The organism is Streptomyces sp. NPDC021356 (assembly GCF_040641015.1).
Classification (GTDB): domain Bacteria; phylum Actinomycetota; class Actinomycetes; order Streptomycetales; family Streptomycetaceae; genus Streptomyces.
In genome coordinates, this window is record NZ_JBFACU010000013.1 from 14,780 (window position 1) to 28,224 (window position 13,445).

11 protein-coding genes are annotated in these 13,445 nt (G+C 71.7%); 6 read left to right on the forward strand and 5 right to left on the reverse strand.

From position 1 onward, the window contains the following. Window positions 1–52 precede the first annotated feature (52 nt). Window positions 53–436, forward strand: coding sequence for a VOC family protein (locus AB0G56_RS19050; protein ID WP_360970561.1), 384 nt, complete (start codon window positions 53–55; stop codon window positions 434–436). Here the strand turns inward: AB0G56_RS19050 and AB0G56_RS19055 are convergent, their stop codons facing one another. From AB0G56_RS19055 to AB0G56_RS19075, 5 genes are all read right to left on the reverse strand, one after another. Beyond that, entirely contained in the window at window positions 437–2,515 is a 2,079-nt protein-coding gene (locus AB0G56_RS19055) for a beta-galactosidase (protein WP_360970563.1), read from the reverse strand. A gap of 58 nt (window positions 2,516–2,573) precedes the next feature. Beyond that, window positions 2,574–3,911: a sugar ABC transporter substrate-binding protein gene (locus AB0G56_RS19060; protein ID WP_360970565.1), complete on the reverse strand. Its 1,338-nt coding sequence runs from the start codon at window positions 3,909–3,911 to the stop codon at window positions 2,574–2,576. 100 nt (window positions 3,912–4,011) lie between these two features. Then, a complete protein-coding gene (locus AB0G56_RS19065) occupies window positions 4,012–4,956 on the reverse strand; it encodes a carbohydrate ABC transporter permease (protein ID WP_360970567.1) in 945 nt (314 codons plus the stop codon). Between the two features lie 5 nt (window positions 4,957–4,961). Beyond that, entirely contained in the window at window positions 4,962–5,888 is a 927-nt protein-coding gene (locus AB0G56_RS19070) for a sugar ABC transporter permease (protein WP_360970568.1), read from the reverse strand. A gap of 540 nt (window positions 5,889–6,428) precedes the next feature. Then, a complete protein-coding gene (locus AB0G56_RS19075) occupies window positions 6,429–7,916 on the reverse strand; it encodes a SulP family inorganic anion transporter (RefSeq protein WP_360970879.1) in 1,488 nt (495 codons plus the stop codon). A gap of 346 nt (window positions 7,917–8,262) precedes the next feature. On the opposite strand from AB0G56_RS19075, the gene AB0G56_RS19080 reads away from it, so the two are divergent. From AB0G56_RS19080 to AB0G56_RS19100, 5 genes are all read left to right on the forward strand, one after another. After that, window positions 8,263–8,721 (forward strand): MerR family transcriptional regulator, encoded by a 459-nt coding sequence (locus AB0G56_RS19080; protein WP_360970570.1) that lies wholly within the window; start codon window positions 8,263–8,265, stop codon window positions 8,719–8,721. 408 nt (window positions 8,722–9,129) lie between these two features. Further along, a complete protein-coding gene (locus AB0G56_RS19085; RefSeq protein WP_360970572.1) occupies window positions 9,130–9,885 on the forward strand; it encodes a (5-formylfuran-3-yl)methyl phosphate synthase in 756 nt (251 codons plus the stop codon). 8 nt (window positions 9,886–9,893) lie between these two features. Beyond that, complete coding sequence (locus AB0G56_RS19090) at window positions 9,894–11,303, forward strand: aldehyde dehydrogenase family protein (RefSeq protein WP_360970574.1); 1,410 nt, start codon at window positions 9,894–9,896, stop codon at window positions 11,301–11,303. Then, window positions 11,300–12,403, forward strand: a complete 1,104-nt coding sequence (locus AB0G56_RS19095; RefSeq protein ID WP_360970576.1) for an NAD(P)-dependent alcohol dehydrogenase — start codon at window positions 11,300–11,302, stop codon at window positions 12,401–12,403. The genes AB0G56_RS19090 and AB0G56_RS19095 overlap by 4 nt, the downstream gene beginning before the upstream one ends. Before the next feature lie 72 nt (window positions 12,404–12,475). Beyond that, on the forward strand, window positions 12,476–13,381 hold the full coding sequence (locus AB0G56_RS19100) for a class I SAM-dependent methyltransferase (RefSeq protein ID WP_360970578.1): 906 nt from the start codon (window positions 12,476–12,478) through the stop codon (window positions 13,379–13,381). Window positions 13,382–13,445 lie beyond the last annotated feature (64 nt).

Genomic DNA, 13,445 nt, shown 5'->3' on the forward strand with positions numbered 1-13,445 from the left:
GCGATCCTACGCACCCGCCGCGCGCCCAGGGCGTCGACGTACACTCACCGGCATGGCATGCCGCATCAGTGAGCTGGTCATCGACTGCGCCGACCCAGAACGGCTCGCCGCCTTCTGGAGCGACGTCCTCGGTTATGTCGAACTCGGCCGGGAGGACGACGGCAGCATCGAGATCGGGCCGCCGGGCACCGGTTTCGGGGGCCCGCTGCCCGTCCTGGTCCTGAGCCCCAGCAGCGACCCGCGGCCCGAGAAGCTTCGGCTGCACCTGGACGTCAACGCCACCGACCGCGACCAGGAGGCCGAGCTGGAGCGGCTGCTCGCTCTCGGCGCCAGACCCGCCGACGTCGGCCAGACCGGCACCGAGAACTGGCACGTCCTGTGCGACCCGGAAGGCAACGAGTTCTGCCTTCTGCACACCCGGCTCAAGCCCCTCTGATCACATGTGTGCCGGCACCGGGCCGCCCGGCCGCGCCGCCTGGCGCAGCACCGCCACCCCGTACGGGGGCAGGGCGAGCACGCCGCCGTCGGTGCGACCGGTGAGTACTTCGCCGCTCACGCCGGGCAGCGCGACGGCCTCGTCACCGCGGTTGACCAGGAACACGTAGCGGTTGTCCGCGTCACGGCGTACGGCCTGCTCGACCACGCCCCGCGCGTGCTCGGGCAGTTCGCTGCTCACCCCGGCCGGGGCGAGGAGCGCGGGCAGCAGCCCGGCGAGGCCCTGGGCGCCGAGTCGCGTCGACACGTAGGCGGCCGAGCCGTGGCCCGCCGTGCGGCGGGTGACCGCGGGACGGGTGGCGTAGGCGCCGGTGCGATAGCGCGCCAGCACCTCCGTGTCGCCGTCGGTGAGGGAGATCCGGTCGGTCCACAACGTGCCGGCCGGGGCGCCGTCGAGATCGAGTTCGACGCTGTCACCCTCGGGCAGCGGGCCGAACTCCTCGATGCGGATCCCCAGCAACTCCCGCAGCACGCCGGGGTAGCCGCCCAGCCAGACGTGGTCGTTCTCGTCGACCACGCCCGAGAAGTACGTGGTGACGAGGTGGCCACCGCCCTCGACGTACCGGGTGAGTTCCTTGGCGAGGGTCTGCGGCACCATGTGCAGGACGGGCGCGATCACGACGTCGTAGGCGGAGAAGTCGCTCTGCGGGACGGGGACGACGTCGGCCCGGACACCGAGGCGCAGCAGTGCCGAGTACCAGTCGAGGGCCTCACGGTGGTAGTCGAGCAGGGCGGTCGGGTGGGAGTCCTGCTCGGCCGCCCACCGCGAGTCCCAGTCGAACAGGATCGCCACGCGCGCCTTCTCCCGCTCGGTGCCGCCGACCGCGGCCAGGGACCGCAGGGTGCCGCCCAGGCCGACGACGTCGCGGAAGACGTCGCTGTCGGCGCCGGCGTGCGGCACCATCGCGGAGTGGTACTTCTCCGCGCCGGCCGCGGACTGACGCCACTGGAAGAAGCAGACCGCGTCCGCGCCGTGGGCGACGTGCAGCAGCGAGTCGCGGGCCAGCTCCCCGGGCCGCTTGGGCACGTTGACGGGTTGCCAGTTGACGGCGCCGGTGGAGTGTTCCATCAGGAACCAGGGCCGGTGGCCCGCGATGCCGCTGGTGAGGTTGGCGCAGAAGGACAGCTCGTCGCGGTCCTGCGGCCCGGGGACGACGTAGTGGTCGTTGGAGACGAAGTCCACCGCCTGCGCCCAGTCGGCGTAGTTCATGCCCTTGATGCCGCTCATCACCATGAAGTTGGTGGTGACGGGCGTGTGCGGGGTGAGTTCGCGCAGGACCTCGCGCTCGGCGAGCAGGTGGTCCTTCAACGCGTCGGAGGAGAAGCGCTTGAAGTCCAGCTGCTGGGTGGGGTTGGGGTGGGAGGCGGCCAGGCGTGGGGGCAGGATCTGGTCCCAGGCGCTGTAGTGCTGCGACCAGAACGCCGTTCCCCAGGCTTGGTTGAGGGCGTCGAGCGAGGTGTAGCGGCGGCGCAGCCAGTCGCGGAAGGCGCGGGCCGCGTCGTCGGAGTGGTCGTAGACGTTGTGGCAGCCCAGCTCGTTGTTGATGTGCCAGGCGACCAGCGCCGGGTGGTCCGCGTAGCGCGTCGCCAGTGCGCGCACCAGCCGCAGCGCGTGGGTGCGGAAGACGGGCGAAGTGGGCCGCCAGTGCTGCCGCGCGCCCGGCCACAGCGTCTCGCCGGTGGCGGTCACCGGAAGGATCTCCGGGTGCGCGGTGGTGAGCCACGGCGGCGGGGACGCGGTGGCGGTGGCCAGGTCGACGCCGACACCGGCGGCGTGCAGCAGGTCCATCACCTCGTCGAGCCAGGTGAAGTCCCAGCTGTCGGCGGTGGGTTGCAGACGGGCCCAGGAGAAGATCGCCAGCGAGACGACGTTGACGCCGGCTTCGCGCATCAGCCGGACGTCCTCCTCCCACACCTCCCGCGGCCACTGCTCGGGGTTGTAGTCCGCGCCGTAGACGAGCCGCCGGGAGCCGTCGGGGCCCACCGGGTAGGGGAAACGAGGGGGGCGGGGGGAGGTCATACAGGTCCTTTCCAGGGCCGGTGTCGCAGGGGAGGAGAAGAGTTCGGTACGCGAGGTGTCACTGCTCGACGGTGAACCCCTGCTCCTTGCCGTACGCGAGGGACTTGTCCTGCCAGGACTTCAGGCCCTCGGAGAGCTTCGTGCCGGAGACGTACGCCTTGCCGACGGTGTCGTTGAAGATCGAGTTGGCGTACACCTGGTAGGGCAGGTACTTCCAGCCGGCCGGTACGGACTTCGCGGAGTCGGCGAAGATCTTGTTGGCCTGCTGCCCGCCGAAGTACGGGAAGGGAGTGTTCTGGAACTCCTGGGAGTTCAGGTCCTTCACGGTGGCCGGGAACGCGCCGTTCTTGATGCGGGTCGCCACGCCGTCCCCGGAGTCGGCGTACTCGACGAAGGCGTAGGCGAGTTCCTTGTTCCTGCCGAGTTCGGGAAGGGCGAGCGAGCTGCCGCCGTTCTCGGCGGAGGTGTGCGCGCCCGCCGTCCACTGCGGCAGCGGCGCCACGCGCCAGTCACCGGCGGCGTTCTTCACGCCCGAGGCGAAGTTGGCGGGCATCCACGCACCGATCGGCAGGGTGGCGATGGTGCCGTCGCCCAGGCCCTTGTACCAGTCGTCGCTCCAGCCCGCGATGGGCGAGACGAGCTTTTCGTCGAGGAGCTTCTGCCAGGTGGCGGTGTACTTCTTCGCCCCGGCGTCGGTGAAGTCGATGCCGACCTTCGTGCCGTCGACCTTGTACGGGTGGGAGCCGGCCTGCCACAGCAGGCTGGTGGTCAGTCCGGCGTCGCCGATGTCACTGGTGATGTAGGCCTTCGGGTCCGCCTTGTGCAGCTTGCGGGCCGCTTCCACGTACTCGTCCCATGTCGCCGGCACGGCGATCTTGTACTTGTCGAAGACCTTCTTGTTGTAGAACAGAGCCATCGGCCCGGAGTCCATCGGCAGACCGTAGATGCCGTCACCGGACTTCACCGCGTTCCACGGGCCCGGCGAGTAGGACCCCTCCAGCTTGCCGGCGCCGTAGGGCCCGAGGTCGGCGACCGACTTCGTCAGCGCGTACTGGCCGAGCGCGTAGTACTCGATCTGCGCGACGTCCGGGACGCCCTTCTTCGCCGAGATGGCGTTCTGCAGGGCCTTGTACTCGTCGTTGTTGGTACCGGCGTTGACGAGCTTGACGTGGACCTTCGGGTACTTCTTCTCGAAGTCGGCGGCCACCTGCTTCAAGGTGGGCTCCCAGGCCCAGACGGTGACGGTGCCGCCCTTCTTCAGGGCGGCCTGGATGTCGGCGGCGCCCACCTGCTTCTGGCCGGAGTCCTCGCCGCCGGAACCGCAGGCGGTCGTCCCGAGGGCGAGAACGGTGACGAGACCGAGGCCGCGCAGCAGGCGGCGGGAGTGCTTGGGCATGACGGTACTTCCACTTCGACGTGGTTCGACAGGACGGGCGGGGGAGAGGCCGACGAGGGCGGGCGGCGACGGGGGCGGGGAGGACGCTCGCGCCCGGCTGCTACTCCTTGACGCTTCCGGCGGCGAGACCGGACTGCCAGTACTTCTGGAGCAGCAGGAAGGCGGCGATCAGCGGCACGATGGTGAGCAGCGAGCCGGTGACGACCAGGTTGAACACCGCCTCGCCGCCGGCCGTGGCCGCCTGCTTGTTCCAGGCGTCGAGGCCGAGGGTGAGCGGGTACCAGTCGGGGTCCTTCAGCATGATCAGCGGCAGGAAGTAGTTGTTCCAGGTGGCGACCGTGGTGAACAGCAGCACCGTCACCGTGCCGGGGGCGAGCAGCGGCAGGGCGACCCGGAAGAAGGTGCGCAGCTCGCCCGCGCCGTCGATGCGGGCGGCCTCCATCAGCTCCGTGGGGATCGCCTCGGCCGCGAACACCCACATCAGGTAGAGGCCGAACGGCGAGATCAGTGAGGGGAGGACGACGGCCCACGGGGTGTCGGTCAGGCCCATCTTGCTGAACATCAGGAAGGTCGGGACGGCGAGGGCCGTGGTGGGCACGGCGACCGCGCCGATGACGACGGCGAACACACCGCGCCTGCCGGGGAAGTCGAACTTGGCGAGGGCGTAGCCGCCGAGGACGGCGAGGAACGTGGCGCCCCCCGCGCCCAGCACCACGTACAGCAGGGTGTTCAGCAGCCAGCGGCCGAAGACGCCGTCCTGGTACGTGAACGTCTCGCGGACGTTGTCCCACAGGGCGAAGTCGTGGTCGAACCAGAGCCCGAAGGAACGGGCCAGCCCTGCCTGGGACTTCGTGGCGCTGATCACCAGCCACAGCAGCGGCAGCAGGCTGTAGACCAGGACGACGCCGGTGAGCAGGGTCAGCGGGACGCTGCGCTTCGGGCGGCCCGGGGTGTGCGGGCGCCGGGCCGGTGTCCGCAGGCGCGGTGCGGTCGCGGGCCGGGGCGCGGCGGCGGTGCGCGGGGCGCCGGTGGTGCTGCTCGTCATCGGGCTCACGCTCCCTTGCGCATGCCGCGCAGCTGGACGACGTAGGCGACGATCATGGTGAGCACGCCCATGACGATGGCGACCGTCGCCGAGTAGTTGTGCTGCTGGCCCGAGAAGGACAGCGAGTACGTGTAGTAGTTGGGGGTGTAGTCGGTGGTGATCGCGTTGGGTGCGAGCTTCTGGAGGATGGCGGGCTCGTTGAAGAGCTGGAAGCTGCCGATGATCGAGAAGATCGTGGCGATGACCAGGGCGCCGCGGATCGCCGGGAGCTTGATCGCCGTGATGACCCGCCACTGACCGGCGCCGTCGATCTGAGCTGCTTCGTACAGCGAGTGCGGGATCACGCGCAGCGCGGAGTAGAAGATGAGCATGTTGTAGCCCACGAACTCCCAGGTGACGATGTTGCCGATCGACGCCAGGACCAGGCCGGAGGAGAGCGGGTCGGGCAGGTGCGTGCCGAGCGCGTCGCCGATGTCACCGACCAGGCCGAAACGCGGCCCGTACATGAAGCCCCACATCAGGGTCGCGACGACGGCGGGCACCGCGTACGGCAGGAACACCGATATCCGGAAGAAGTCCTTGCCGTAGAGGCGGCCGCTGTCGATGGCGAGCGCGACGAACAGGGCGATACCCAGCATGATCGGCACCTGGACGAGCAGGAACAGGCCGACGCGGGCGACGCCCTCCCAGAACTGGCCGTCCTGGAGGGCCTGCTGGTAGTTGTCGAGCCCCACGAACCGGGTGCCGCCGATGAGTTGGGTCCGGAAGAGGCTCAGGTAGAGGGAGTAACCCAGGGGCGCCAGGAAGACCAGTGCGAAGACCAGCACGAAGGGGCCGATGAACCCCCATCCCGTCCAGGCGCGGCGCGCCCGCCGTAGGGGTGGTCCGGCCGGGCGGACCCCTGCGGTCGCCGGCGCCTGCAGCGTGGTCATCTCGCGTCCCTCGCTCGTGCTTCGCCCAAGTGGAGCCAGAGTTCACGCACGCGTCCCGGGCCGGGGGAGTGGTCGACCATGCCGCCGGACAGGCGACATGTTTACGTAAACATCCGGTGGCGGCATGTTTACACCGCCGCCGGACGGACGGTCAAGGGTCGTCGGCGAAAGGAGGGCGGCGGACGGCGGAGCGGGAAGACGGAGCAGGTGGGGGGCCGGGAGGGCGGAGAGCACCCGGGGGCCGAGGCGGGTGCGGAGGCGAGGAGCCGGGGGGCGCACACCGGGCCGATCTCGACGCGCGCGAGGGCGGGACGCGGCACCGTCCGAACCCGCACCCGGGCCCACTCCGGGCTGTCCCGTGCCTGCACGCCACTGCGGCCGCACTCCGCGCACGCCGGGCTGTCCCGTGCCCGCACGCCACTGCGGCCGCTTCCCGCCCACTCCGGGCTGCCCCGAGTTCCGCACGGCGCCACGGCGGGTACCGGCCGCGCCGCCCGCGCCCGCCCGGCACCGAGCGACGCCGTGCCGCCGCCCCGCCCGTCAATGCTTGCCGGCGAGTTCCCCGCTGAGCCTGCCGTGCAGGTGTGCGCTGGAGTCGTTCAGGCCGATGATCTCGACGCTCTTGCCGCGCTGGGCGTACTTCGTCTCGATGGCGTCGAGGGCGGCGACGGAGGAGGCGTCCCAGACGTGGGTGCCGGTGAGGTCGATGACGACCTTCCCGGGGTCACCGGTGTAGTCGAACTGTGTGACCAGGTCGTTGGAGGAGGCGAAGAAGAGCTGGCCGGTCACCGTGTGGACGACCTGGGTGCCGTCCGGGTCGGTGACCGAGGTGACCTGGGTGAAGCGGGCGACCCGCCGGGCGAAGACGACCATGGCGGTGAGGGAGCCGACGACGACGCCGATGGACAGGTTGCCGGTGGCGACGACGACGATGACGGTGACGACCATGACGGCGGTCTCGCCGACCGGCATCCGCCTGAGGGTGGCCGGCTTGATCGAGTGCCAGTCGAAGGTTCCGACGGAGACCAGGACCATCACGGCGACGAGGGCGGCCATGGGGATCGTGGAGACGATCGGGCCGAGGGCGATGCACAGGACGAGCAGGAAGAACCCGGCGAGGAAGGTGGAGAGCCGGGTGCGGGCGCCGCTCTTGACGTTGATCATGGTCTGGCCGATCATGCCGCAGCCGCCCATGCCGCCGAAGATGCCGGTGACGATGTTGGCGATGCCCTGACCGACCGCTTCGCGGGTCTTGCCGGAGGGGGTGTCCGTGAGGTCGTCGACCAGCTTCGCGGTCATCATCGACTCCATGAGCCCCACCAGCGCCATGGCGAAGGCGTACGGGGCGATCACGGCCAGCGTGTGCAGGGTGAACGGGACGTCCGGGAGACCGGGGACCGGCAGTGCGGAGGGGAGGGTGCCCTGGTCGCCGACGGTCGGCACGGCGATCCCGGCGGCGACGGTGATCGCGGTGAGGATCGCGATGGCCACCAGCGGCGCCGGAACCGCCTTGGTCAGCCTCGGGAACAGCACCATCAGGGCGAGCCCGGCGGCGACCAGCGGATAGACCGCCCAGGGCACGTCCCTCAGATTGGGGATCTGGGCGGTGAACAGCAGGATGCCCAGCGCGTTCACGAAGCCCACCATCACGCTGCGCGGCACGAACCGCATCAGCTTGGCCACGCCCAGCGCGCCGAGGATCGCCTGGAAGACTCCGGCGAGGATGACGGTGGCGATCAGATACCCGAGTCCGTGCGCCCGGACGACGGGGGCGACGACGAGGGCGACCGCGCCGGTCGCGGCGGAGATCATGGCGGGCCTGCCGCCGGCGAAGGCGATCACCATGGCCATGGTGCAGGCCGCGTAGAGGCCGACCTTCGGGTCGACGCCGGCGATGACCGAGAAGGAGATCGCCTCCGGGATCAGGGCGAGACCGACGACCAGCCCCGCCAGCGCTTCGGTGCGCAGCACCTTCGGAGCCGGCCAGGACGGGCGACCGGGCCCCCGCAGGAGAGATCCGCGCAGGATGCCCGCGGGGGCGGGGCGGGAGGAGGGCACGGGGGAAGGCAAGGGCGTTCCACCTGTCGTGTTCGGGCGCACTCGTACGAGGGGGCGCGGACGTACGGACACGGAGTGCCGGTCGGCAAGCCGTGGTCGGCCCGCTCGGAAGCGGACCGTGAGTCTTCGGGGAGCCGGGGAAGAGGACCGGGGGCCGGCGACCCGGTGCGGCGCGGCTCACGCGCCGTGCGTCAAGATGGGCATGCACCTGCCGGAGGCATCCCGTCCGCCCCATGACTCTACCCTAACGTTAGAGTAGAGACGGGTGGAGAGGAGAGGCAGGGCACCTGCCCGAAGAGAAGGACTGGAGACGGACGTGGACGGCAGCTACATGCAGATCGGCGAGGTCGCCGCGCGCACTGAACTGTCCCTGCGCACGATCCGCCACTACGAGGAGACCGGACTCGTCATCCCCTCGGCCCGCTCCCAGGGCGGCTTCCGCCTCTACACCGAGACCGACGTCGCCCGCCTCATGGTGATCCGCCGCATGAAGCCGCTCGGCTTCAGCCTGGACCAGATGCGCGACCTGCTGGACGCCACCGACCGCCTCGACGCCGACCCCGCCCCCCAGGGCGAGGAGCGGCAGGCCCTGCTGGCCAGGGTCCGCCACTACGAGCAGGCCGCCGCCGAGCAGATCGACACCCTGCGCACCCAGCTCGCCCGCGCCGAGGACTTCGCCCACACCCTCCGCTCCCGCCTCGCCCGCGACACCCCCGGCGTACGAACCCCCGGCGCCCCTCTCGACCAAGCCCGCACGGCCCCTGACGAGGAGTAGACGAGCGGCAGCGCTGTCCGACGGACCAGTCGGCCGGCGTCCACGGCAGCCGGCCCGGCCGGGGCGCCCGAGCCGTACGCGATCCCGGCCTGCTCGACGAGGTCGCCTCTGTCCACAGGGGACCCTCACCCGGATCAAGTGGCTCAAGACCCGCGTCAAGGTCACCGCCCCGCAGGCCCTGGCCGGGCGCAACTCACATCTCTCGGTACGTGGTCGGTCCGACCCGCATGGCTGGTTCCGGCCGGTGCGCGCGGCGCACCGCGGGCGGGTCGGAGCGCCCCGCGAGGACTCCGCACGCCCTACCGGTGCCCACGGGCGCCGGAAATGATGAGCACACCGCACGAGAACCCGGCGTACCCGCACCCCCTGCCCCGAGGGCAGGCGGGCCTGCGGCGGAAGGAGCCCACGGTGTTGCTTCTCATCTCCCCGGACGGCGTCGAGGAAGCCCTCGACTGCGCGAAGGCGGCGGAACACCTAGACATCGTCGACGTCAAGAAGCCCGACGAGGGCTCGCTCGGCGCCAACTTCCCGTGGGTCATCAGAGAGATCCGCGACGCCGTCCCGGCGGACAAACCGGTCTCCGCCACCGTCGGCGACGTACCGTACAAGCCCGGCACGGTGGCCCAGGCGGCGCTCGGCGCGGTCGTCTCGGGCGCCACGTACATCAAGGTCGGCCTCTACGGATGCACCACGCCCGAGCAGGGCGTGGAGGTCATGCGCGCGGTGGTGCGGGCGGTGAAGGACCACCGGCCCGACGCACTCGTCGTCGCCTCGGGCTACGCCGACGCCCACCGGATCGGCTGCGTCAACCCCCTCGCCCTGCCCGACATCGCACGGCGCTCCGGCGCCGACGCGGCCATGCTGGACACCGCGATCAAGGACGGGACCCGGCTGTTCGACCACGTCCCGCCGGACGTCTGCGCCGAGTTCGTCCGGCTGGCCCACGACGCCGGTCTGCTCGCCGCCCTCGCGGGCAGTGTCAAGCAGGCGGACCTCGGCCCGCTGACCCGCATCGGCACGGACATCGTGGGGGTGCGCGGAGCGGTCTGCGAGGGCGGCGACCGCAACGCCGGAAGGATCCAGCCGCACCTGGTGGCCGCCTTCCGGGCGGAGATGGACCGGCAGGCCCGGGAGCACGCGGCGGCCGTCGCCGCCGCGAGCTGACCGCCGGCATGGCGACCTCACGACCCGACCACCTTCCCGGACCCCGCGGCGAGCGCTTCACCGTCGTCGACCCGGCCACCGGCGAGGCCTTCGACGACGTCCCCGACCAGCGACCGGACGAGTTGGACGCCGTCGTCGGCCGGGCTCACCGGGCCTGGCAGGACTGGCGTGCCGACCCCGTGGCCCGTACCACCGCGCTGCACGCCGCGGCCGACGCCGTGGAAGCGGCCGGCGACGCCCTCGCCCCCCTGCTCACCCGGGAACAGGGAAAGCCCCTGGCCGAGTCGTTCGCGGAGATCGACCGCACGGCGGCCCGGCTGCGCTACTTCGCCGAACTGACCCCCGTACCGCAGTCGATCGCCGACGGCCGGCCCGTGCACAGCGAGATCCGCTGGCGCCCGCTCGGGCCCGTCGCCGCGATCGTGCCGTGGAACTTTCCGCTCCAGCTCGCCGCGGCGAAGTTCGCCCCCGCGCTCGCCGCGGGCAACACGATGGTGCTCAAACCCTCCCCGTTCACACCCCTGGCCACCCGGCTGCTGGGCTCCGTCCTCGCCGCCGCCCTGCCCGAGAACGTACTGACCGTCATCACCGGTCGTGAACCGCTGGGCGCCCGCCTCGCGTCCCACCCGGGCGTGCGCCACGTCACCTTCACCGGTTCGGTCGCCACCGGGCGGGCCGTCGCCGAGGGCGCGGCGGCCTCGCTCGCCCGGGTCACTCTGGAACTGGGCGGCAACGACGCGGCGATCCTGCTGGAGGACGTGGAGGTGGAGCGGATCGCGGACCGGCTGTTCTGGGCCGCCTTCCGCAACTGCGGACAGGTCTGCATGGCGGTCAAACGCGTCTACGCCCCGGCCCGGCTCTGCGCGGAGGTGGCCGAAGCCCTCGCCCAGCGCGCCAGGACCGTCGTCGTCGGCCCCGGCCTCGACCCGGACTCGCGGCTGGGACCAGTCAACAACGCACCCCAGCTGGCCCGCGTCGAACGCTGCACCGCACAGGCCCTGGCGGACGGCGCCCGCGCCGTGGCGGGCGGCCACCGGCTGGACCGGCCGGGCTACTTCTTCGCCCCGACGATCCTCGCCGGCGCCCCGCCCACCAGTGCGGTGGTGACCGGGGAGCAGTTCGGCCCCGTCCTGCCGGTGCTGGCGTACCGGAGCCTGGACGAGGCCGTCGAGGCGGCCAACGGCACCGGCTTCGGGCTCGGCGGATCGGTCTGGGGGACCGACCTCGACCGTGCCGAGGCGGTGGCCGACCGGCTGGAGTGCGGGACCGCCTGGATCAACCACCACGCCGAACTCTCCCTCGCCCAGCCCTTCGCGGGCGCCAAGGACAGCGGTGTCGGTGTCGCGGGCGGACCATGGGGCCTGTACGGGAACCTCCGGCCGTTCGTCGTGCACCGCCCGCGAAAGGACCGGGGATGAGGTTCGACGCGGCCGTACTGCGCACGTACGAGGGCCGGTTCGCGGTCGAGGAGGTGATCCTGCACGAGGAGCCGGGCGACGGCGAGATCCTGGTCAGGATCGCGGGCTGCGGGATGTGCCGGACCGATCTGGCGGTCCGGCGTTCGGCGGGCCGCAGCCCGCTGCCGGCGGTACTGGGCCACGAAGGCGCCGGTGTCGTGGTGCGCACCGGCGGCGCGGTCACCGCACTGAGCGCCGGCGACCATGTCGTCCTCGGCTTCGACTCCTGCGGCCACTGCCGCAACTGCCGGGGCGCGGCCCCCGCCTACTGCGACTCCTTCGCCTCCCTCAACCTCTTCGGCGGGCGCGAGGAGAAGACGACCCGGTTCACCGACGCGGCCGGGGGAGCACTGGCACCCCGGTGGTTCGGCCAGTCGTCGTTCGCCGGGTACGCGCTCGTCCCGGCCCGCAACGCCGTCCGGGTCGACCCCGCCCTGCCCGTCGAACTGCTCGGGCCGCTCGGCTGCGGCTTCCTGACCGGCGCCGGAGCGGTCCTGAACTCCTTCGGCACCGGCCCGGGCGACACCCTCGCGGTCTACGGGGCGGGAGCGGTGGGCCTGGCCGCGGTGATGGCGGCCACCGCCGCCGGGGCGGTGACCGTGGCCGTCGACCGCCACCCCGAACGCCTCGCCCTCGCCGAGCGGTTCGGCGCGATCCCGCTGCACGCCGCATCGGCCGGCCTGCCCGAGCGCGTACAGCGGCTGACCGGCGGCGGCGCACAGTACGCGCTGGACACCACGGCCTCCCCCCAGCTGATCAACGACGCGCTCCGCGCGCTGCGTCCCACCGGCCGCCTCGGCCTCGTGGCACGGCTGCACACCGCGCTGGCCCTCGAACCGGGCACGCTGGACAGGGGCCGCGGCATCTTGCACATCTGCGAGGGCGACGCGGTCCCCGGGCTGCTGATCCCCCGGCTGATCGGACTGTGGCAGGCCGGACGGTTCCCCTTCGACCAGCTGATCCGCACCTACCCGCTGGCCGGCATCAACGAGGCCGAACGCGACTGCGAGGCGGGCCGCGTGGTCAAACCCGTCCTGATCCCGCAGGGCACGAGCCGCTGAGCCGGGCGCGGAGCCCCGCGGAGCGGCCGATGCGGCCCGAAGGATCCCTACTCTCGCCAACACGGAGGAAACATGGTCGGCACGGCGTCGCGAAACACCGGCGTGGAAGGCGTGGACGGGGGCGTGGGCGTGACCGCCCTGCTGGTCGCCGCCGCACGGGCCATCGAGACCCACCGCGACGACAGCCTCGCCCAGGACGTCTACGCGGAGCACTTCGTGCGCGCCGCCCCGGCGTCCGCGAACTGGCCGGTGCGCATAGGCCAGGTCCCGGACGGGGACGCGGACCCGCTGTGGGGGCGCTTCGCTCGCTACTTCGGTCTGCGGACGAGGGTCCTCGACGACTTCCTCCTCCGGTCGGCCCACGAGGGTGCCCGCCAAGTGGTGTTGTTCGGGGCGGGGTTGGATACGCGCGCCTTCCGGTTGGACTGGCCGTCCGACTGCGTGATCTACGAGATCGACAGGGAAGGCGTGCTGGAGTTCAAGCACAAGGTGCTCGCGGACCTGCCGGCCACCCCGAGGGCGACGCGCGTGACGGTAGCGGTCGATCTGCGCGCCGACTGGGTCACAGCGCTGACCGGCGCCGGCTTCGACCCGGCCGCGCCGAGCGCCTGGCTGGCCGAAGGGCTGCTGTTCTACCTGCCGAGCGCCGCCGAGACGTACCTCATGGACTCGGTGGACCTGCTGAGCACCCGGGGAAGCTCCCTGGCCTTTGAGGTCAAGCTGGAGAAGGACCTCCTGGAGTACCGCGACAGCCCGCTCTACACGGCGACGCGGCAGAAGATCGGCATCGACCTGCTCCGTCTCTTCGACCCGGGACCACGGCCCGATTCCGCCGGCCGGCTGGAGGGCAGGGGCTGGTCCACGGAGGTGCACACCCCCTTCGACTTCACCCGCCACCACGGGCGCGGCCCGCTCCCCGAACCGAACGACGCGCTGGAGGGCAACCGGTGGTTCTTCGCGCGCAAGACACGGTGCTGAGGTCCGCCCCGCCCGGTTCGCGTCGAGCCGGGCGGTCCGGCCCGCGTGGCGGCGGCCACCGGGA

Excerpts from the sequence above, each read along its gene's own strand:
- AB0G56_RS19050 (WP_360970561.1), top strand. The coding sequence starts at position 53 with ATGGCATGCCGCATCAGTGAGCTGGTCATCGACTGCGCCGACCCAGAA.
- AB0G56_RS19090 (WP_360970574.1), top strand. The coding sequence starts at position 9,894 with ATGGCGACCTCACGACCCGACCACCTTCCCGGACCCCGCGGCGAGCGC.
- AB0G56_RS19060 (WP_360970565.1), bottom strand. The coding sequence starts at position 3,911 with ATGCCCAAGCACTCCCGCCGCCTGCTGCGCGGCCTCGGTCTCGTCACC.
- AB0G56_RS19095 (WP_360970576.1), top strand. The coding sequence starts at position 11,300 with ATGAGGTTCGACGCGGCCGTACTGCGCACGTACGAGGGCCGGTTCGCG.
- AB0G56_RS19070 (WP_360970568.1), bottom strand. The coding sequence starts at position 5,888 with ATGACCACGCTGCAGGCGCCGGCGACCGCAGGGGTCCGCCCGGCCGGA.
- AB0G56_RS19055 (WP_360970563.1), bottom strand. The coding sequence starts at position 2,515 with ATGACCTCCCCCCGCCCCCCTCGTTTCCCCTACCCGGTGGGCCCCGAC.
- AB0G56_RS19065 (WP_360970567.1), bottom strand. The coding sequence starts at position 4,956 with ATGACGAGCAGCACCACCGGCGCCCCGCGCACCGCCGCCGCGCCCCGG.
- AB0G56_RS19100 (WP_360970578.1), top strand. The coding sequence starts at position 12,476 with ATGGTCGGCACGGCGTCGCGAAACACCGGCGTGGAAGGCGTGGACGGG.